The 20,285-nt window shown below is 63.0% G+C and carries 17 protein-coding genes; 8 read left to right on the top strand and 9 right to left on the bottom strand.

The window, feature by feature from the left end:
• Nucleotides 1–261 precede the first annotated feature (261 nt).
• The 6 genes from K3555_RS15375 to K3555_RS15350 form a co-directional block, all read right to left on the bottom strand.
• Complete coding sequence (locus tag K3555_RS15375; protein ID WP_027259960.1) at nt 262–540, bottom strand: DUF2160 domain-containing protein; 279 nt, start codon at nt 538–540, stop codon at nt 262–264.
• Entirely contained in the window at nt 540–1,337 is a 798-nt protein-coding gene (locus K3555_RS15370; RefSeq protein ID WP_129371820.1) for a carbohydrate ABC transporter permease, read from the bottom strand. Before K3555_RS15370 ends, K3555_RS15375 begins: the two co-directional genes overlap by 1 nt.
• Nucleotides 1,338–1,348: 11 nt before the next feature.
• Nucleotides 1,349–2,212: a carbohydrate ABC transporter permease gene (locus K3555_RS15365; protein ID WP_129371819.1), complete on the bottom strand. Its 864-nt coding sequence runs from the start codon at nt 2,210–2,212 to the stop codon at nt 1,349–1,351.
• The gene (locus tag K3555_RS15360; protein WP_260006106.1) at nt 2,212–3,306 is read right to left on the bottom strand and encodes an ABC transporter ATP-binding protein; all 1,095 of its coding nucleotides are present in this window, start codon (nt 3,304–3,306) and stop codon (nt 2,212–2,214) included. The genes K3555_RS15365 and K3555_RS15360 overlap by 1 nt, the downstream gene beginning before the upstream one ends.
• 7 nt (nt 3,307–3,313) lie before the next feature.
• Nucleotides 3,314–4,390 carry an ABC transporter ATP-binding protein gene (locus tag K3555_RS15355; protein ID WP_260006104.1) on the bottom strand — a complete coding sequence of 359 codons (1,077 nt, stop codon included), beginning with the start codon at nt 4,388–4,390 and terminating at the stop codon, nt 3,314–3,316.
• Nucleotides 4,391–4,555: 165 nt separating this feature from the next.
• Complete coding sequence (locus K3555_RS15350; protein WP_259986760.1) at nt 4,556–6,289, bottom strand: ABC transporter substrate-binding protein; 1,734 nt, start codon at nt 6,287–6,289, stop codon at nt 4,556–4,558.
• Between the two features lie 277 nt (nt 6,290–6,566).
• Between K3555_RS15350 and K3555_RS15345 the strand changes: the two genes are divergently transcribed.
• Nucleotides 6,567–7,685: a class I SAM-dependent RNA methyltransferase gene (locus K3555_RS15345; RefSeq protein ID WP_260006102.1), complete on the top strand. Its 1,119-nt coding sequence runs from the start codon at nt 6,567–6,569 to the stop codon at nt 7,683–7,685.
• A gap of 71 nt (nt 7,686–7,756) precedes the next feature.
• Here K3555_RS15345 and K3555_RS15340 read toward each other — a convergent pair whose 3' ends face one another.
• Nucleotides 7,757–9,070: a hypothetical protein gene (locus K3555_RS15340; RefSeq protein WP_260006100.1), complete on the bottom strand. Its 1,314-nt coding sequence runs from the start codon at nt 9,068–9,070 to the stop codon at nt 7,757–7,759.
• 362 nt (nt 9,071–9,432) lie between these two features.
• Between K3555_RS15340 and K3555_RS15335 the strand changes: the two genes are divergently transcribed.
• Together K3555_RS15335 and K3555_RS15330 are read left to right on the top strand one after the other, a co-directional pair.
• Entirely contained in the window at nt 9,433–10,446 is a 1,014-nt protein-coding gene (locus tag K3555_RS15335; RefSeq protein ID WP_260006098.1) for a hypothetical protein, read from the top strand.
• 91 nt (nt 10,447–10,537) lie between these two features.
• Nucleotides 10,538–11,338: a TIGR03084 family metal-binding protein gene (locus K3555_RS15330; RefSeq protein WP_259986756.1), complete on the top strand. Its 801-nt coding sequence runs from the start codon at nt 10,538–10,540 to the stop codon at nt 11,336–11,338.
• 249 nt (nt 11,339–11,587) lie between these two features.
• Here K3555_RS15330 and K3555_RS15325 read toward each other — a convergent pair whose 3' ends face one another.
• Nucleotides 11,588–12,430, bottom strand: a complete 843-nt coding sequence (locus K3555_RS15325) for a 2-dehydro-3-deoxygalactonokinase (protein ID WP_260006097.1) — start codon at nt 12,428–12,430, stop codon at nt 11,588–11,590.
• Between the two features lie 340 nt (nt 12,431–12,770).
• On the opposite strand from K3555_RS15325, the gene K3555_RS15320 reads away from it, so the two are divergent.
• The 4 genes from K3555_RS15320 (at nt 12,771) to K3555_RS15305 (ending at nt 17,344) form a co-directional block, all read left to right on the top strand.
• Nucleotides 12,771–13,787: an AraC family transcriptional regulator ligand-binding domain-containing protein gene (locus tag K3555_RS15320; RefSeq protein WP_259997541.1), complete on the top strand. Its 1,017-nt coding sequence runs from the start codon at nt 12,771–12,773 to the stop codon at nt 13,785–13,787.
• Between the two features lie 435 nt (nt 13,788–14,222).
• A complete protein-coding gene (locus K3555_RS15315; protein ID WP_409201698.1) occupies nt 14,223–14,951 on the top strand; it encodes a sugar transferase in 729 nt (242 codons plus the stop codon).
• Nucleotides 14,952–15,101: 150 nt separating this feature from the next.
• Nucleotides 15,102–15,962, top strand: coding sequence for a CpsD/CapB family tyrosine-protein kinase (locus tag K3555_RS15310; RefSeq protein ID WP_311199985.1), 861 nt, complete (start codon nt 15,102–15,104; stop codon nt 15,960–15,962).
• A gap of 131 nt (nt 15,963–16,093) precedes the next feature.
• Nucleotides 16,094–17,344 carry a DUF874 domain-containing protein gene (locus K3555_RS15305; protein ID WP_260006094.1) on the top strand — a complete coding sequence of 417 codons (1,251 nt, stop codon included), beginning with the start codon at nt 16,094–16,096 and terminating at the stop codon, nt 17,342–17,344.
• A gap of 2 nt (nt 17,345–17,346) precedes the next feature.
• On the opposite strand, the gene K3555_RS15300 is transcribed toward K3555_RS15305, so the two are convergent.
• The gene (locus tag K3555_RS15300; protein ID WP_260008549.1) at nt 17,347–18,717 is read right to left on the bottom strand and encodes an oligosaccharide flippase family protein; all 1,371 of its coding nucleotides are present in this window, start codon (nt 18,715–18,717) and stop codon (nt 17,347–17,349) included.
• A 235-nt stretch (nt 18,718–18,952) separates the two neighbouring features.
• Here K3555_RS15300 and K3555_RS15295 point away from each other — a divergent pair, with 235 nt between their 5' ends.
• Entirely contained in the window at nt 18,953–20,158 is a 1,206-nt protein-coding gene (locus K3555_RS15295; RefSeq protein WP_260006093.1) for a glycosyltransferase, read from the top strand.
• Nucleotides 20,159–20,285 lie beyond the last annotated feature (127 nt).

Here is a 20,285-nt window from a genome sequence, read left to right as displayed (position 1 = left end):
GTGCGGCGGCTGGGGCGTTTGTTGTCAAATTGAGCGCTGCCGCGCGAGTCGTCTCAGCAGGTTGCGGGGTGATGGGCTAGTCTTTCGGGCGGTGCCTGGCGCATCGGTTCGAGGGTTTGGCTGAGACGGGCCTTGAAGGGCAGGTTTGCCTTCAAGGCCTGTCTCAATTTTTTTAAGTCTCGCGCGTCAAGGACAAGCCGCTGCGCGGGGCCTTCGGCCTCCTTGACCCGCAGGGGCAGCATCAGAACTGACCCGCAGGTGTCAGACCTTCCAGAAGCAGAAGACGCCCCAGGCGATTGCCAGCCCCAAGGGCCACCAAAGCGGCATTCCCACCAGTCCCAGCCAGGCCAGGAAGATATAGGAGGTGCCAAGCAGGCTGATGAACAGCCGGTCGCCGCGGGTGGTGGTGAGGCCAAGCACGCCCTTGCGGGCCGCGCCGCCGGGGTGGCGGATTTCCACCGCGATCAGCACGCCGATGGCGCTGAAGATGCCGATGAAAAGCAGGGCTGTGGGCCAGGTCCAGGCCATCCATGAAAACATTACACCCTCCCCATCGCGAAACCCTTCGCGATGTAGTTGCGGACAAACCAGATCACGATGGCGCCCGGAATGATTGTCAGAGTTCCCGCAGCCGCCAAGAGGCCCAGTTCATAGCCCGCGGAGGACGCGGTTTTGGTCATGGTGGCGGCGATCGGTTTTGCGGCGACGGCGGTCAGGGTTTTGGCCAAGAGCAGCTCCACCCAGGAGAACATGAAGCAGAAGAATGCCGCCACACCTACGCCAGCCTTGATCGACGGGATGAAGATCGTCGCAAAGAAGCGCGGGAAGGAATAGCCGTCGACAAAGGCGGTCTCGTCCAATTCCTTGGGGATGCCGCCCATGAAGCCTTCAAGGATCCAGACCGCCAGCGGGATGTTGAACAGGCAATGCGCCAGCGCCACTGCCAGATGGGTGTCGAACAGTTCAACGGCGGAGTAGAGCTGGAAGAACGGCAGGGCAAACACCGCCGCCGGTGCCATCCGGTTGGTCAAAAGCCAGAAGAACAGCTGCTTGTCGCCTAGGAACCGGTAGCGGCTGAAGGCATAGGCCGCAGGCAGCGCCACCGCGATCGAGATACCTGTGTTGATCGTGACGTACAGGATCGAGTTGATGTAGCCCCAGTACCAGCTGGGATCGGTGAAGATGGTCGCGTAATTCTCCAGCGTGAAGGTCTGCGGGAACAGCGAGAAGCCCGACAGGATTTCGTTGGTGGTCTTGAAGCTCATTGCTACCAGCCAATAGATCGGCAGCATGAGGAACAGGATGTAGATAATGGGGACGATGGATCGTTTCTGCATGTTCCCCTCCTTTAGTTCAGATCGTCCTTGGTCATCAGCGTATAGAACAGCCAGGAGACCAGGAGCGTGATTGCGAAATAGATGAGCGACATGGCGGCTGCGGGGCCGAGGTCGAACTGGCCAAGCGCGATTTTCACCAGATCGATGGACAGCAGCGTGGTGGAATTGCCGGGTCCGCCGCCGGTGAGGACAAACGGCTCGGTGTAGATGTTGAAGCTGTCCATGAAACGCAACAGGATGGCGATGGTCAGAACCGTCTTCATCTTGGGCAGCTGGATGAACCGGAACACCGCCCAGTTCGAGGCGCCGTCGATCTTGGCCGCCTGGTAATAGGCGTCAGGGATCGAGACCAGGCCCGCGTAGGACAGCAGCACCACCAGCGAGGTCCAATGCCAGACATCCATGGTGACAATGGTGACCCAGGCCGCAATGGGATCCTGTGTCATGTCATAGTTGATGCCCAGCGTGTGGTTCAAAAAGTACCCCAGCAGGCCGATGTCGGGCAGGGTGAAGATGTTCCACATTGCGCCAACCACGTTCCACGGGATCAGCATCGGCAGCGCCATCAGCACCAGGCACACCGGCACCCAGAAGCCGCTGCGCGGCATCGACAGGGCAATAGCGATGCCCAGCGGCACTTCGATGATCAGGATCAGGAAGGTGAACATGAACTGGCGGCCAAGCGCTGCGTGGAAGCGGTCCGACCGCAGGATCTGCTGGAACCAGTCCAGCCCCTGCCAGAAGAACACGTTGTCGCCAAAGGTTTCCTGCACCGAGTAGTTGACCACCGTCATCATCGGAATAAGCGCGTTGAAGGCGACCAGCAGCAGCACCGGCAGCACAAAGAACCAGGCTTTCTGGTTTTCGGTTTTCATCAGGCTGCTCCTTGTTCGTCTGCAGCGGGGGAGGTGGCAAGCCAGCCATCCACGTAAAGCCGGGTCATGTCCTGGCGGAAGGCGAGGTGCACGGCGCTGCCCTTGGCCGGGGCGTTGGCTTCGACAACGGCATTGACGCGCTGGCCGCCGGCCTCGCATTCCACCACTGTATGGCGGCCCACGTCGGAAACCTTGGTGACCGTGGCGGGCAGGCCGTGGTCTGCCAGCGCGACAAACTCCGGACGGATGCCGATTTCTGTCTTGCCGTTCGCAGCGCCCTGAATAGGGCCTTCCAGCGCAACGGCCTTGCCGGCAAACATCGCAGCGCCATTCTGCAGCTCGCAGGGCAGGATGTTCATCCCCGGTGAGCCGATGAAATGGCCGACAAACGTATGGGCGGGACGCTCGAACAGCTCCACCGGGGTGCCGATCTGCACCACTTCGCCCAGCTGCATCACCACCACCTGATCGGCGAAAGTCAGCGCCTCGGTCTGGTCGTGGGTGACGTAGATCATCGTCGCCTTCACCCGCTGGTGCAGCTCCTTCAGCTTGGAGCGCAGTTTCCACTTCAGGTGCGGGTCGATCACGGTGAGCGGTTCGTCGAACATTACCACGTTGACGTCTTCGCGCACCAGGCCGCGGCCCATGGAGATCTTCTGCTTGTTGTCGGGGCTGAGGCCGGCCGCCTTCTGCTCCAGCATTTCGGTGACTTCCAGCATCTCGGCAATTGCCATTACCCGCTGGTGCACTGTTGCCTCATCCCGGCCGCGGTTGCGCAGCGGGAAGGCCAGATTGTCGTAGACCGTCATGGTGTCGTAAATCACCGGGAACTGGAATACCTGCGCGATGTTGCGCTGGTCCGGGGGCAGGGCTGTCACGTCGTTGCCGTCAAACAGGATCTGGCCCTCGGAGGGCACCAGCAGGCCCGAGATGATATTAAGCAAGGTGGATTTGCCGCAGCCCGACGGACCCAGCAACGCATAGGCGCCGCCATCGTTCCAATCCAGATCGATCTCCTTCAGCGCATAGTCCGAGTCGGACTTTGGCGTTGAAAGATAGCTGTGGCGCAGTTTTGAGAGTGTTATTTTAGCCATTGATGCCTCACGCCGCGCGGCTGCCGTCAGGGGCAAAGTAGTAAGCCTGCGCGGGGTCCATGTAAAAATCGTGCAACTCACCCACGCGGTAGGGGTGAACGCCGTGGGCCAGTGAGACCCAGCTGCCGGTGTCCGATCCGGTGCCCATGTCGAAATGGGCTGAGCTTTCAGAGCCGGACAGCTCGGTTACCTGAACTTGGCCCGACAGCTGCACCTGGGCGCCGTTTTTCGCCACAGGCAGCACGTGATGCGGGCGGATCGCGATGGTGTAGGTGCCATCGCTGAGGTTCGCTGCATCGCCGTTCAGTTCCCAGGTGACGCCTGCACCAAGGCGGGCCATGCTGCCCTGCTTGATGATCTCGGCGGTGTTGATCGGCGGGTCCGAGAACACCCGCGCCGCATCGACATTGCCCGGGTTGCGGTAGATCTCGGCGGTGGGGCCGAACTGGGTGACACGCCCGTCGCGCATCAGCGCGGTCTTGCCCCCCAAAAGCAGCGCCTCTTCCGGTTCCGAAGTGGCATAGACCACCACGGCGCCGCGGCCGGCAAACAGCTCGGGCAGCTGGTCGCGCAGCTCCTCGCGCAGTTTGTAGTCAAGGTTGGCCAGCGGCTCGTCCAGGAACACCGCGCGGCTTTCCTTGGCAATCGCGCGGGCCAGCGCGCAGCGCTGCTGCTGGCCGCCCGACAGCTCATGCGGGCGGCGGTGCAGCATCGGCTTCAGCTGCAGAATGTCTGCGGCTTCCTCAACCCGGCCGGCAACTTCCGACTTGGCCATACCGGCCACTTTCAGCGGCGAGGCGATGTTCTCATACACCGTCATATGCGGGTAGTTGATGAAAAACTGATGCACCAGGCTGATGTTGCGTTTCTGGGTGCTAAGACGGCTGACATCCTCGCCGTCCATTATCACCTGTCCGCTGGCCATCGGGTCGAGGCCCGCCATCAGTTTGATCAGTGAGGTCTTACCGGAGCCGGTGGCGCCGAGGAGAACGTTAAAATGACCGGGTTCCAGCACCAGCGAGGTGTCCTTGATGTGCTGAATAGCGCCGACGCGCTTGGTCACACCCTTAAGTTCGAGTGCCATCTTGCTTTGACTTTCTGGCAGGCGGCCTGTTTGCGCCCAGGTGCAAATGGGGGCAGGGGCGCGCAGTCTTTTGGGAAGAAGGCCCCGAAGACGGGAAAGTGTCTCCGGGGCCTGGGTTCAGCCCGGCCGGGCGATGGGGAGCCTGGCCGGACCGGGAGGAGAGGCTTACTCAGTCGCCCAGCGGGCCACCAGCTCGTCATAGTTGACGGTCTGGCCTGCGGGTTTCTCGTTCTCCAGCGGCGGCTTGGCGCCGCCATTGGCGTACCACCACTCTGCGTCTTTCTCTTCGTTCAGGCGCGGGCCGCAGCCGCCATAGACGCTGGCCTGCTCGTCCGCACGCTGCATCCGGGCCATGGTGATGTCCATTTCCTCGGCCAGACGGTTCATCGCTTCCTGCGGGGTGAAGGCGCCAGAGTTGACGTCACCGATCTGCTGCCACCAGATTTGGGCCAGTTTCGGATAGTCAGGCACGTTCACGCCGGTCGGCGACCATGCCACACGGTCGGGCGAGCGGTAGAACTCGACCAGGCCGCCCAGTTTCGGTGCACGCTCGGTGAAGCTTTCGTGGTTGATCGAGCTGTCACGGATGAAGGTCAGACCCACATGCGATTTCTTCACGTCCACGGTTTTCGACACCACGAACTGGGCATAAAGCCAGGCCGCCTGCGCACGGTCGACGGGCGTGGACTTCAGGAAGGTCCAGGATCCCACGTCCTGATAGCCGACCTTCTGGCCTTCTTCCCAATAGGGGCCATGCGGGCTCGGCGCCATCCGCCACAGCGGTGTGCCGCTCTCGTCAACGGTGTTGTTGCCTTCGGACTGCGGTTTCACCATGTCGGCGGTGAATGCGGTGTACCAGAAGATCTGCTGCGCCACATTGCCCTGTGCCAGTGCCGGCAGCGACTGGTAGAAGTCATAAGACGCCGCACCGGGAGGGGCGTATTTGCGCAGCCATTCGTCCCATTTGCGGATCGCATAGACCGCTGCCGGGCCGTTGGCAGCACCGCCGCGGCTGACGCTGGCGCCCTGCGGGTTGCAGGTACCGGCTTCCATGCGGATGCCCCATTCGTCGATCGGCACACCGTTCGGCTCACCCTTCGATCCGGCACCGGCCATCGACAGCCAGGCATCGGTCATCCGCCAGCCAAGGTCAGGCGCGCGCTTGCCGTAATCCATGTGGCCATAGATCGCGGTGCCGTCGATTTCCTTCACCTGCGTGCTGAAGAACTCGGCGATGTCCTCATAGGCGGACCAATTGACCGGCACACCCAGGTCATAGCCGTATTTTTCCTTGAACGCGGCCTGCAGGTCTTCGCGGTCGAACCAGTCTTTGCGGAACCAGTAAAGGTTCGCAAACTGCTGGTCAGGCATCTGGTACAGGTCGCCATCCGGGCCGGTGGTGAACTGGGTGCCCATGAAGTCATCCAGGTCCAGATCCGGGTTGGTCACGTCCTTGAAATCGCCTGCCATCATGTCGGTCAGGTTATAGGCCAGCTGCAGACGCGAATGAGTGCCGATCAGGTCGGAGTCATTGACATAGGCGTCATAGAGATTCCGCTTGGTCTGCATCTGGGTCTGAACAGCCTGAACCACTTCGCCCTCGCCGAGGATCTGGTGGTTCACCTTGATGCCGGTGATTTCCTCAAAGGCTTTGGTCAGCACTTCGGATTCGTAGGAATGCGTCGGGATGCCTTCCGACAGCACGTTGATTTCCATGCCGCTGAACGGCTGGGCTGCCTGAATGAACCACTGCATCTCAGACAGCTGTTCATCCTTGGTCAGCACCGATGGCTGGAATTCTTCATCAATCCATTTTTTGGCCGCCATTTCGTCGGCATAGCCATTTGATCCGGCAACCATCGCGCAAACGGCGGCTGCGGACAAAAGATACTTACGCATCTTTTCCTCCCTGAAAGTCGCTTAAGGCCAGTTGTGCGTGATCTGCACCTGACTGCTATAGAGCTTTCATAGGTTGGAATATCTTGTCAAACTAATTTTTTAGTAATGCGTATGCAGCTGTTTTTATTTGGAATTTACAACTCCATCCGGTCGGGGGAGGTGAGGGTTTGGAATGCCGCATTGCAGCATCAACGGTTGTGACGCCACGGTACTTTCCGCTTATGCGGTTGCGGAAAAAACAGTCGCCGTGCGCAGGCTTTGCAGCTAAGGAGGCGGCATGACGCAAGAAAGCACATTTGAGATATTCCTGACCGCACCGCCGGGACTGGAACAGGCGCTGCTGGCCGAGGCCAAGGAGCTGGGATTTGCCGCACCCAAGGCGGTTCCCGGCGGGGTTACAGTGCAAGGGGATTGGCCCGAGGTCTGGCGCGCCAACCTGTCGGTGCGCGGCGCCGCGCGGGTGCTGGCGCGGATCGGTGAATTCCGTGCCTTCCACTTGGCCCAGCTCGACAAACGGTCGCGCAAATTTCCCTGGGGCGACGTGCTGCGCCCGGATGTGCCGGTCAAGGTTGAGGTCGCGACCAACAAAAAGTCCAAGATCTACCACGCCGGCGCCGCCGCCCAACGGGTGGAAAAGGCCATCGCGGAAACCCTTGGTGCGCCAGTGACCAAGGACGCGGAACTGACGGTGAAGCTGCGGATCGAGGACAACCTCTGCGTCTTCAGCGTCGACACCTCGGGCGAGGGCCTGCACAAGCGCGGCCACAAATCCGCTGTCGGCAAGGCGCCGATGCGCGAAAACCTTGCGGCGATGTTCCTGCGTGAATGCGGCTATGACGGGGCTGAGCCGGTGGTGGACCCGATGTGCGGCTCCGGCACCTTTGTGATCGAGGCGGCAGAGATCGCCAAGGGCCTGTTGCCCGGCCGCAGCCGCAGCTTTGCCTTTGAAAAACTGGCCACATTTGACGCCGAGGCCTGGGCCGCGCTGAAACAGCAAGGTGAGGCCCGCGAAACAGATCTGCTGTTCCACGGCTCCGACCGCAACGAGGGCGCGGTTGAGATGGCCGCGGCCAATGCGGACCGCGCCAGCGTGGCGGATTGCACCCGTTTTGCCCAAGCCGCAGTCAGTGATCTGCAGCGCCCGGACGGCCCGCCCGGCCTGGTCATCGTCAATCCGCCTTATGGCGCGCGGATCGGCAACAAAAAGCTGCTGTTTGCGCTGTACGGCGCCTTGGGGCAGGTGCTGAAGGAGCGGTTCTCCGGCTGGCGCGTCGGCATTGTCACCTCGGAAACCGGGCTGGCCAAGGCTGCAAACCTGCCGTTCCTGCCCTTTGGCGCTCCTGTGGCGCATGGCGGCTTGAAAATCCGCTTGTTCAAGACGGATCCGCTGCCCTGACAATGCATTAAACGTCAAGAGGGCGCCCTGCTGCGCCCTCCTGCTGGAGGTGTGGAATAGGTCAGGCCGGCTCAGGCGATCTCATATAGATCTTCGGCACCGCCTTCGGTTCCGCTGCCGGGCATGGTGCCGCCCACCGGTTGGTTCATCAGTGCCATGATATCCTCGGTGCCGGGTTCGCTGCCGCCCTGGAACTGGCCTGCCAGATTGGCATCATACCAATTGCTCAGCCCGTCCCCGGTCACCCCGCCATTGGCATAAGATGCACCGCTGCTGGCCGCAGCTGCCGGATCATAGCCGCCCTCCAGAACGTGCTGCGAGCCGTCCGGGTTGCTGACCACCAGCGACATGCTGCTAAGGTCGATGTCCTCCAGCGTCAGCCCGGCATCGGACCACAGGGTGAAATTGGCATTGGTGACAGTGCCGTCGGTGCTGTCCGGCGCCTGGCCGAATTGCACCATGCCGTCAAAATTGCCGGGCACGGTGGTGCCGGTGTCCAGCGCATTGACGGCGTTGGCACTGGCCGCGTGGCCGGTGACCGGCAGCGCATTTTCATCCGGAAAGAAATTCAGACCGTCGACGCTGGAGTCTTCCGCCATGTTGAAGAACAGCCCGTCGATATCGGCAACCTCGCCATCCCAGGACGTTGGCTCCATCTTGATGAACAGCTGCCCCTGCGGGGTTTGCAGGACCTCGACCGAGACGCTGGGGTCGCCATTGCCGCCGATCTCAAACGTGACCGAGGTTTTGCCGGTATCGCCGCCGCCATTGCCACCGCCATCTCCGGTGCCCTTGGTCCCGCCTGTTGCCTTGGTCCCGCCGGTCCCATTGGTGCCGCCCGTACCCGAACCGCCCGTACCCGAACCGCCTGTGCCCTTGGTGCCGGTGCCGCACCCGTGCGTGCCGCCGGATCCACCGGAACCTCCGGTGCCGCCCGATCCTCCGCTTCCATTGCTGTTCCAATCGTCTTCTTCGCGGTGCCACCAGTGTTTCTTGCCGTGATGGCCCCTGCCGCCCCAGCCCTTGGATCCACCACAGCCTTTTGTACCGCCCGATCCTTTGGTGCCACCAGAACCTTTGGTGCCACCTGATCCATTGGAGCCGCCAGACCCATAGGAGCCGCCAGATCCCTTTGTGCCGCCAGACCCATAGGAGCCGCTGGACCCCTTGGTGCCTCCGGTTCCGTCCGGGTCCTTGTCTTGCCACCAGGTTTTGCTGCCCTTGCCCTTCCAGCCATAGCGGTCAGACAGGGTGCTGTCGTACCAGCGGCCGAAATGCCCGCCTTGCACGCCGCCATTGTAATAGCTGTTGCCGCCGCAAGCCTGCTTGCCGCCCCAGGATGCATTCCCGCGCCCCCAGCCATATGAAAAATGTCCCCGGCCCATGTTTTTCTACCCCCAGAAAAATCTTGAATCACAGTGGCGCTGCAGCTTTCCGCCAGCCGCAAACGCGCATTGAACGAGAGTAGGGAAACGGGCTGGAAGGGCCAAACTTCCACCGCATTTTAGTCAATATTTCAACGAAGGAGACCGGGGGCGGAAACAAATGGCCCGATAGGGGCGTCATTGTTTTATTACCATCTCCAATTAACCCCTGCGCCCCGGTTGCTGCCGTCCGAATCAGCCAGTGGAGAGCGGGAATTGCCCAAATCTGTCCCGAAAAGCGCCGCCTTTTGCCGCCAGGGTGTTAACTCACAAAAGGGAATCCGCGCCGGTTACGGGCGGCAGGCTGGGATAGGGTGCCGGGAATGGCTGATGGCAGATTTGACGAACGCTCAGCATATATTGCGGGGGCGGCCTGGGAGGTCCTGGGCGAAGAGCCGCGGGAAATCTCGGCGCCGGGGGGGAAGTCGCGGTCCTCCTTGCGGCTGCATTTCAAGGATCGCACCGTGATCGCCACCCTGCGCGCCAACTTCCGCCGCACCCATCTGGAGGCCTTTGTGCTTGAGCAGCTGGCGCCCCATTGCGATGACATTCCGCAGGTGCTGGGCGTTCACAACGATGTGCTGTTTCAATCAGACACCGGTCAGGTCCGGCTCAGCGAAGAGATTATCGAACATGCGCCGGGCGACCAGCTGGAACTGGCGGCAGAGGCCTGCGCCGCAATCTTCCGCATCCAGGCAGCCGCCCGCAAAACTGAACTGCACACCGTCCTGCCGCATCTTGGCGCCAACCGCAGCTGGATCCGCAATTTTGTCAGCTCAGCCGGCGCACTGGAAGCCTATTCCATGGGCATCCCCGCTTCATTCGACTATCCGGCAGTCGCCGAATTCATGGAGCAGCCCGGAGTTCAGTTTCTGAAATGGGATTGCCGTGCAGGCAATGCCGCGATCGGGGACGACGGGTTTGTGCGCTGGTTTGATTTCGAATATGCGGGCCTGCGCCACGGGGCCGAGGATTTCGCCTGGCTGATCGGCGATGAGACCTGGCCCATCGCCCCCGATCAAATGGCCGATGTGATGATTGAGACTTTTGACCCTGGCTGCGGCCATGAAATCGGCGCTTATCTTGAGTATCTCTCGGCCTATACCGCCTTGCATTGCATCCAGCGGCTGGAGCTGATCCAGAAAGAGGTCAAGAGCCGTGGCTGGCTTAGCCAGGAGCGGGTGCGCAAGTTTGATGACGCCGGGGTGCACCCGGAGTTTGCCGCGCAGCTGTGTCGCACCGGTGCCTACTATGCCGCGCAGTCCAAGCTTACCGCGCCGCTCTGCCGCAACTTCGAGGCTGCCGGGCGCGCGTTCCAGTCAATATCCGGGGTTTGAACGCCTTTCTTCCGTTTGTGACGTGCGGTCCAGGGTTCTGGCCTGATGGCCTGGCCGCTAGTCTGCGGCCGGACACAACCGGGGAACAGATATGCAGCAGGCCGAAGATTTCCGTGCCGAAAGCCGCGCCTTGGCGGCCATTCTGGAGGATCTGCCAGAGGCGGAGTTCCACCGTGCGACCCAGTTCAAGGGTTGGACCATTGATCACGTGCTGGGGCATCTGCATCTATTCAACGCCGCGGCAGAAGCAGCGTTGCAAGGAGATGAGGCATTTGCCGCCTTCATCGCCCCGGTGCTGCGGCACATGCAGGCGGGCAAACCCATCCTGGACTGTCAATTTCCCTGGTTGAACGGCCTGTCAGGCCGGGCACTGTATGAAGCTTGGCGGCTCGGGGCGGAGTCCTGCGCCGATGCCTTTGCCAAGGCGGATCCAAAACAGCGGTTGAAATGGATCGGACCGGACATGAGCGCGCTCAGTTCGGTCACTGCCCGGCAGATGGAGACCTGGGCGCATGGCCAGGAAGTGTTCGATCTTTTAGGGCTGGAGCGGCAAGAGCAGGACCGCATCCGCAACATCGCGCATCTGGGCGTGGCGACCTACGGCTGGAGTTTCCGCAACCGCGGGCTGGCGGTGCCGGAGCCTGCGCCGTATGTGCAGCTGACCGGGCCGTCCGGAGCAGTCTGGGACTGGAACGCGCCGCAGGACAGGGAATTTATCAAAGGCTCGGCGGTGGAATTTGCCCAGGTGGTCACGCAGGTGCGCAGCATTGCAGACAGCGGGCTGCAGCTGTCAGGTGAAACTGCCGTCAGCTGGATGAACATCGCCCAGTGTTTTGCAGGCCCGCCGGAAACTCCGCCCGGCAAGGGAATTCGTTACAAGACAGAAACTTGAAATGTCCCGGCATCCGCGGAGCGCTCCCGCCCGGCTTCGGCCTTCCTGACGGAAAGCCTGTGCCCGTTGGGCGTGGCGCCGCACTTTGTGCGGCGCCACGCCCAAGGCTGCCAAGGGGCCCCGGCACAGCCGGGACACCTGCAGGCGCGGGAGCACTTCGGATGACCTTGAAACACCTTGGTTTGCGGCCCTTATGATGCGGTCCCGCTGGCGGACTGCCAGGGCAGCGAAGGCTGGCAGGCGGTACACCTAACCTGGCCAGGCGCCGATCAGCCCTTGCAGCGTCATGCGGCCAGGATCCGCCAAGGTGACCGGCAGTGCTTGCGCGTCCAATGCCGCGGCATAGAAAGCCTGCAGAGACGGGTCGGCGATCAAGGCCAGGTTCTGGCCCAGCCAGTAAGGCCGGGCAGCCGCCAGTTCGGCGCCCAGAAAATAACCCCAGATCTGCGCCCGCGCAGCTTCAGCGGGCAGCTGTCCCAACGCCGCAGCCGCCTGAACCGAAGCCAGCCGCGCTGCCAGCTGCTCGGGTTTGGCAATGCCGTCTGCCACCGCCTCTGCTAATACAGCCTTGTCCCAGGCGCCTGCCGCCTCCAGTGCCATGCCCTGTATCGCAACCTGTGCCAGCTGGGCGGTCAAAGCACTTTGAAAACTGACAGCTTCCCGGGCGCTGATCTGCACCCAATGGGTCACCATGCCCGGCAGGCAGATCACCCCGTCCCAATCCGGGTTCAGCCGCAAGAAGCCGCTGACCGCAGCCGCGGCACCCTGCATCAACCCGCAGGGTGCGGCCTGGCTCAGCCCTGGCAGCACGTGAACCGGCATGCCGTCCAACTCCGTTTTTGCCACCGGCAGCCCGGCCGGCCGCACCGGAACCGGATGCGGCGGCGCCAGGGCAGTGCCGCCCAGCAGCACCGGGCGCGGCGCGCCGCCCAGCACCTGCCGCAACGCTGCCGCCAGCGCGGGCGGACGGCTGTCCTGCAGGCGCAGCACTTGGGCCGGCCCCGCTGTGCTGCCGGCCATTTCCCAGGCTGAAAGCGTGTCTCCGTCCAGATTTGCGGCCAGCCAGCCGGTGCCGTTGCGGGGAGGCTGCATGATGCCCTCACTTCCTTTGCCATTGCGTTACCGGGCTTATGGCGCTGATTCTCTGCTCCGGCAAGCGGGCGCTCCGCCCGCCGGTATGGGGCTGAATACCCGTATGGCGAAGGTACTGTCCGAACGTATGCGCGTCATGGGCTAACGCGCGCAGGATTTGTGCAAAAGACAGCCTATCCAGCTCTGCGCCCGATCCCCAAAATCCATTAGAGTTCAGGCACCGGCGGCCCTTCGCCCGCCAGAGACGGCGGCGCGGAATACGGGAACCGGCAGCCCGGTGGATTGTGCCGCGCCGGAACAAGGCGGCGCACGCGTAACAGTGACAGGAGGTACTGCAAATATGCCCGGCACTCCGGCACCTCATAATGCGATTTTTGCCCAGTTGGCCGCGCGCCATCTTCTGGCCCGTGACTATACACCTGCGGCAGTATTTGCGGGAACCGGTTTCGGCCAGGCGCTGCTGAGTAAGGAAGACCCCGCAGCACCGTTTGCGGCAATCGCGGGCTTCTTTGAACGTGCGGCGGAACTGACCGGCGACCCGTTGTTCGGCTTCCGTCTCGGCTGTGCAACGGATTTGCGGCAGGCTGGGCTATTGGGCTACATCGCGCGGAGTTCGCCGACTGCAGGCTGTTTTTTGCGCAACATCGCGCGTTATGCCGGCGTCATGAGCGAGGTCTGGGAATTGGAGACCTCCCGGCTTGCCTCGCACGGCGAGTTCACCTGGACGTGCAGAGCGGAGCCCGGTTTGCACGCGCAGCAGTACATTGAATTTCTGGCAGCGGTGTTCTTTGCCGCCCTTCGTGACGGAACTGAATCCCGGATTGAACCGCAAAAGGCAGCCTTCAGCCATCAGCGCCGCGGCGGAAAGGATGAAGTCTCGGCATTCTACGGCTGCCCGGTGGAGTTCGGCGCCCCGGCCAGCCGGTTTGTCTTCAGGCCTGAAGATCTGGAGCTGCCGCTGGCCGGCGCCGACGGTGTTCTGCTGCGCGTGCTGCGGTCTTATGGAGATCAGCTTCTGGCGGGCCAGGCTCGGGGCCGCAAAAATACAGGTCTTGCAGCACAGGTCGAAGACGCGGTTTCTGCGCGGCTGTCCAGCGGCTCGGCCACGCTTGGCACTGTGGCGGCGGATCTGGGGATGAGCCCGCGGACCCTGTCGCGCAAACTGGCGCAAACGGGAACCAGCTACTTCACCATTCTTGAAGAACTGCGCAAGGCGCTGGCAATTCGCTATCTGCGTGAAAGCGGCCTGGCCCTGGCCGAAATCGCCTTTCTCCTGGGTTACTCCGGGCTGAATAGTTTCAGCGATGCGTTCCGGCGCTGGACAGGCCAAAGCCCGGGGCAGTTCCGGGGTAAATAAACCGGCCCGTGGCTCCGCAGATCCCCGCAGCCCGAACAAGCAAAGCGCTCCCGCGTGAACAATGGCTTGCAAGAGGTGCGAATTGTCTCCGGGCAATCTCTATTCAAATGGGGTTTCCGGGTTTTTTCCGGCCTGTTTTCACATTTTGTGCGGAATTTCTAAAATTTGCTTTAAATAAGACGGGCTGCAGAAAAGTGCGGCACTGAACTGCCGCCGGGGAATTGGGCGGTTTCCAAAATAGATGCGGGCGCGTGGGGGCGTGGCCGGTTCTGAATCTGAAAATCAGTAATGGCATTTCGCTGTCAAAGATTTGCGGAATGCGGGGTTGAGTTTGAACGGCCGTCTATTGAGGCGGCGGTCCAGCAGGATTTAAGGCTGGAGAGCGGGGGTTTTCGAATGAAAGACATGGTTCCCGGAGGGGCGGGGCTGTCTTTTATGCGGGCTGAAATCGAACGGCAGCGGCCAGCAATGGCCGCGCAACAGATGCAAGCAGCCAACATAAATGCGGCTTTGAAGGGCATCGCTCAGGCGCGACGGTCCAGGCAGGGGTCAGGCGGTGCCTATGCCGCGGCAGGCAAGCGGGGGCTGGACCTGCTGCTGGTGATTCTAAGCCTGCCGCTGGTACTGCCGCTGATTGCGCTGTGTGCGGCAGCGCTTTGGCTGGAGGGCGGCCGGCCGTTTTACACCCAGGCCCGTCTGGGCCGCGGCGGGCAGGTCTTCCGCATCTTGAAGCTGCGCACCATGGTGCGCGATGCAGACCACCTGCTGCAGTATTATCTTGAGGCTGACCCGGCGCTGCGCCAGGAATGGGATGACACCCAAAAGCTGAAGAACGATCCGCGTATCACAGAGGTTGGCCGCTTTCTGCGTGCGACCTCGCTGGATGAGCTGCCGCAGCTGTGGAACGTGGCGGTTGGCGATATGAGCCTGGTCGGCCCGCGCCCGATGCTGCCGGAACAGCTGCCGCTGTATGGCGATGCCGGCGCTTATAACGAACTGCGTCCAGGTATCACCGGCATCTGGCAGGTTTCGGTCCGCAATGAGGCCGGCTTTGCCAGCCGTATGCACGCGGATTTCGAATACCGGCGCAGCCTGTCGCTGGGCCGGGATCTGGGGCTGATCTGGCGGACCGCAGGCGTGGTGCTGAAAGGGACGGGATATTAATTATTGTCTGATCCGCTGCAGACCCCGGCCCGAGTGCCCGCTGCAGCGCGGTCAGCCATTGCGGGGAACGCGGTTGTGAAGCATTTTGCACGATCAGGGGCATGTGCTGCCAGTCCGGCAGGCAGCCCGCAGGAGGGGGAACAGAACGGCATGAGCGAGCAGGGCTTCAAACGGTTCCGCCGCCGCGGCGCTCCGGCGGATGCCATGCCTTTTGCCACTGAGGATGGCGGCCGCCAGCCTTCAATGGCGCCTCTCGCGGCCACTGTCTCTTCTGCTGCGGCGCCTGCGCAATTGCCTGCGACCCTGCCAGACCCCTGGGACAGGATCCGCCAGGTGCCATTTGACACCGCAGCACAGGCACAGGCGCGGCTGCCTCTGGTCAGCCGGTTCCGCGCAGATCCTGCGGCCAAGTCGTTTGACCTGCTGCGCACCCGGCTGTTGCACACGCTGAAGGCCCGCGGCTGGAAACGGGTTGCCCTGACGGCGCCCGCCGCCGGCTGCGGCGCCACCTTTACGGCCGTGAACCTAGCGCTGAGCCTGGCACGGGTGCCGGACAGCCGCACGGTGCTGATGGATATGAACTTCCGCCGCCCCGGTGCCGCGAGGGCCTTGGGAATGACAGCACCTGGGCAACTGGCGGGCTTTTTGTCCGGACGCGTTCAATTGGAGGATCAGCTGCTGCGCCCGCTGCCCTCGCTGGCTGTCGGCCTGAACAGCGCCGCGGATCAGGATGCCGCCGAAATCCTGCATGGCCGCAGCTGCGCCGGGGTGCTGGAGGACATGATGCTGCGGTTGGGCGCCGATACCGCTCTGTTCGACCTGCCGCCGGTGCTGGAGCATGACGACACCGCCGCCTTCCTGCCGCAGGTGGACGGGGTGCTGCTGATTGCAGATGGCACCAGCACCACTGCCGCCCAGCTAGCGGCTTGCGAGAAGATGCTGGCGGGCCATACGCAAATGCTGGGTGTGGTTTTGAACCGGGCACGCAAGGCGGACAGCCCGCTGAACTGACGGCCACGCAGCCGGGGGTCATAGTTTTGCCCGGTTGCTGTGGTCAAAATACGGGCTACGGCGGCCGGCGGGCTGCCTGAAAACATGGATGGCAACCGGCTGGCGAACACCAGCCGCAAGAGAGCAGACAGATGGGGCCGATATACTCGCTTGGCGATTTCCTGGATATGGTGCGGCGCAGGCTGTTCACCATCGCTTGCGTCTTTGTTCTGGGCTGCCTGCTGTCGCTTTGGATTGCCGCCCGGCAGCAGCATGAATTTGAGACCGCCGAGGTGCTGCAGGTCACCCAGCCGCAGATCGCCGGTGAACTGGCGAAATCAACGGTCGAAGGCTCCTCTGCCCGGCGGATGCAACTGATCGAACAACGTCTGATGGCGCGCGGCACGGTGCTGGAAATCATCGAAAAATTCGGTCTTTACGCGGACATGGCCGCACTGACCCCCTTGCAGAAAGTGGCGCTGCTGCGGGGCTCGGTCCGCATCACCGGCGTCGCCGCCGCGCGTGAAGGCTTTGCCGATGACGGCACTATTTCGGTGCTGACCATCACCGCCCGGATGCCCACCGCCGTGCAGGCGCAGCAGGTCGCCAGCGAATTCGGCCGCCGCACCATCGAACTCAGCGTCGCCACCCGCATTGACCAGGCCCGCGAGACCCTCAGCTTCTTTGCCGAAAAGGAGGCCGCACTGGCGGATCAGATTGCGGCCCTGGAAGACGAAATCGCGGCCTACCGGAATGAAAACGACGTGACCTTGCCCGGCACCATCGAATTCCGCCGGGCCGAAATCGCCACGATGAACGAGGGGCTGCTGGAGATCGCCCGTGAACGCATCGAAATCCGCCGCGCTGCCGATCAGGCCCAGGCCACGGAACGCCCGGCCACGGCCCGCCGGTTGCTGGCGGAGGCGGACCAGCAACTGGCCACGCTGGACGCCCAGGAGCAGCTCTTGTCCCAGCGCAAGACCGGTCTTGAGGCCTCCTTGCAGACCACGCCCGAGGTTGAACGCCGGCTAGGCGCTTATGACCGCCGCCTGGAGCAGGCGCAGGGAGAACTGTCGCAAATGACCGCCCGCCGCAACGAGGCCGAGGTCGGCTTTCGCCTGGAAACCGGCCGTCAGGCCGAGCGGCTGACAGTGATCGAACCCGCACCGCTGCCGGACTTTCCTGTAACCGGCGCCCGCAAGACCAAGGCCCTTTTGGGCGCCGCGGCTAGTGTTATCGCGGCGCTTTTGGCGGCCTTCCTGCAAGAGCTGCGCCACCCGGTTTTGCGCACTGCCGCGCAGATGGAGCGGGAAACCGGCCTGATGCCAGTGGTCTCAATCCCGGTAATGGACGCCCGGCGGCCCCAGCGCGGGCTGTCCAGGCTGTTCAGGCGCGGGGCCTGAGGTCAGGAAAAGCTCATCGCGGCTGCCATGGCCGTTACAGCATCCCAGTGCCAGAGCAGGGCCGCACCCCCGGCCGCAAGGGTCAGCAGCCCATAGACCGCATCATGCAGCGGATCCCAGACATGATGCCTGCGCGCCAGCTGCACCAGCAACGGATAGGCCGCCAGCATCGCCAGCCCCAGCGCCGCAATGCCGCCCGCCAGCCCGAACCAGGCCACCCCGCCCAGGAACATGCCCGTTTGCAAGCAGGCCCGCGCAGCCGAGAACACAAAAAAACCGCGGCTGTCGCCTGCTGCCAAGGCTGCCTGATCATAGGTCATGGTGATCACTGCAGGCGCCAGCGCCAGCGCAATCAGCACGATCATCGGCCCCGCTTGCAGGTACCGGTCATCATACAGGAGCTGCACCAGCAAGGGGCCGGCCCAGGCCATCGCAATCAGTATCGTCAGGATCCCCGCCGTCAGCCCCATGCGCAGCTGCCGCTGCCGCCGCAGATTCGCCGCCCCTTCCTTTGCGGGCTTGCCGCGGTAAACCGGGATCATCAGCCGCTGGTTCACCGCATGGCCCAGCAGCATCGGAAAACTCGCCAGGAAATAGCCGATGTTGTAGATGCCCAGCACCTCCAGCGGGACAAACTTGCCCAGGATCGCCCGGTCGCCTTGCGAGGTCAGAAACCAGAAGGCGGTCGACAGGAAAATCCACTTGCCGAAATGAATGAGCTCGCCCGCTGCGGCCCGTTCCCAGCGGAACCGGTTTGCAGCACCGGGCAGGCCGTAGTGGCACAGCAGCAGCTTGGCCGCCGCCTGGATCACCCCGCCCAGCACCAGCGCGATCACCGACTGGGTGGCCAGTGCCAGCGCAATCATCGCCGCCAGCCCGATGACCTGGCCCGCCAGATCCAGCACCGTGACCCGCCCTGCCAGCAGATGCCGGTGCGCGGTCTCGATCCTTGTCGGGTTGAAGCCGGCAATTGCCAATCCGGCGCCGGCAATGGGCAGATAGATCAGCAGCTCCGGCGCCCCATAAAACTGCGCGGCAGGCCAGGCCAGCAGCACCGTCAATGCCCACAGGCCAAAACCGCGGATCACCTGAATGGTCCAGGCCGTGTCCAAGAATTCCGGATCATCACCGCGCGGGCTCTGGGCGATCGATGGCCCGATACCAACGTCTGAAAACAGCGACAGCCCCACCGTCACCACCGAGACCAGCGCCATCAGGCCAAAGGCCTCGGGAAACAGGAGGCGGGTCAGGATCAGGTTTGAGGCCAGCCGCAAGGCCTGGCTGCCGCCATAGCCGATCATCAGCCAGGAGGCTGAGCGCAGCACCCGCGCCATCATCCCCTGACCGGTAAAGAGCGAAGTAACCCGCTGCATATCCACGCCAATCCCCAAACGTCCGGTTCCGCAGGCTAGGCGGCAGGGCAGGGGGCGTCAATCACAGGGCCGCTTGCAACAGGAATGCGGGATTGAGGGGCGGAAATATTTTAACAATCATCGCCCCCGCAGCCCATTCTCCACATCTGTGCGACAAGCGCAACAGGACGCTGGGCAAGCTGCTCAACCGCCGTTAACCTGCCGCAGACCCAAGATTTGCACGGAACCAGCCGCGTTGAAAATTGCCTATGTCCTGAACACTTACCCCCAGCCCTCGCACAGTTTCATCCGGCGTGAGCTGCAGGCGCTGGAACATCAGGGCGTGGAGATCCTGCGCCTGGCAATGCGCCCTTCGGCTGCGTCTTTGGCGGATCCGCAGGATCAGGCTGAGGCAGCCCGTACCGGCTACGTGCTGCAGGCCGGCGCCGGGCGCCTGCTTGCTGCCCTCGCCAGGGAGGCCGCAGCCCCCGCCCGCTTTGCACAAGCGCTGCGGTTGGCGGCGAAATTGGCTCGCGCATCGGACAAGGGCCTCCTGCGGCACCTGATCTATCTGGGTGAGGCTGCCTATGTGAAACAGCGCTGCGCCGCGGAAGGCGTGCAGCACATGCATGCCCATTTCGGCACCAACGCTGCCGCTGTGGCGATGCTTGCCCATGCGCTGGGCGGGCCTGGCTACAGTTTCACCGTGCACGGGCCCGAGGAGTTCGACGCGCCGCAAGCGCTGTCGCTGGGCGACAAGATCAACCGTGCGGCTTTTACTGTGGCTGTCAGCAGCTTTGGCAAAAGCCAGCTGAGCCGCTGGGCCGCTTTCGGTAAGTGGGACAGTCTCAAAGTGGTGCATTGCGGGATTGAGCCGGAACGGTTTGCAGATCCTGCGCCGTTGCCGCAGGGGCCGCTGCGGCTGGTGGCGATCGGGCGGTTTGTGGAGCAGAAAGGCCAGATGGTGCTGGTGAAAGCCATGGCACGGCTGGTGCAGGAAATCCCGGACTTGCATCTGTCGCTGGTTGGTGATGGCGGTATGCGGCCTGCGCTGGAGGCCGCAATTGCAGCGCATGGTTTGCAGGGCAGCGTCACCCTGACCGGCTGGCTTGCCGAAACCGAGGTGCAGGCAGAGCTGGCAAACTCCCATGCGCTGGTGATGCCATCATTTGCCGAAGGTCTGCCGATGGTGGTGATGGAGGCAATGGCCGCCGCGCGCCCGGTGATCGCGACATATATCGCAGGCACGCCCGAACTGGTGGTGGCAGGACAAACGGGCTGGCTGCTGCCGGCCGGGGATGAGGACGCCCTGGCACAGGCCGTCCTCACCCTTGCACAGACCCCGCACCAGCAGCTGACCGGCATGGGCGAGGGGGGCCGCAGGCGCGTGCTGAAACGTCATGACAGTGCCGCAGAGGCCGCCAAACTCGCCGCCCATTTCCGCAAGGCCATCGCCGGGTAAAACCGGCGCACTCCCGCCCGGCGCCGGTGCATCTGCAGATGCACCGCTTCCGTTGGGCGTGGCCCGGCGCCAAGGCGCCGGGCCACGCCCAAGGCCGCCAAGGGTGCGCTGGCGCAGCCAGGGCACC

It is taken from the genome of Leisingera sp. M527 (assembly GCF_025141525.1).
Taxonomy (GTDB): domain Bacteria; phylum Pseudomonadota; class Alphaproteobacteria; order Rhodobacterales; family Rhodobacteraceae; genus Leisingera.
The sequence above is the reverse complement of the archived record's forward strand: the minus strand, read 5'-3'. Positions and strand labels throughout refer to the sequence as shown.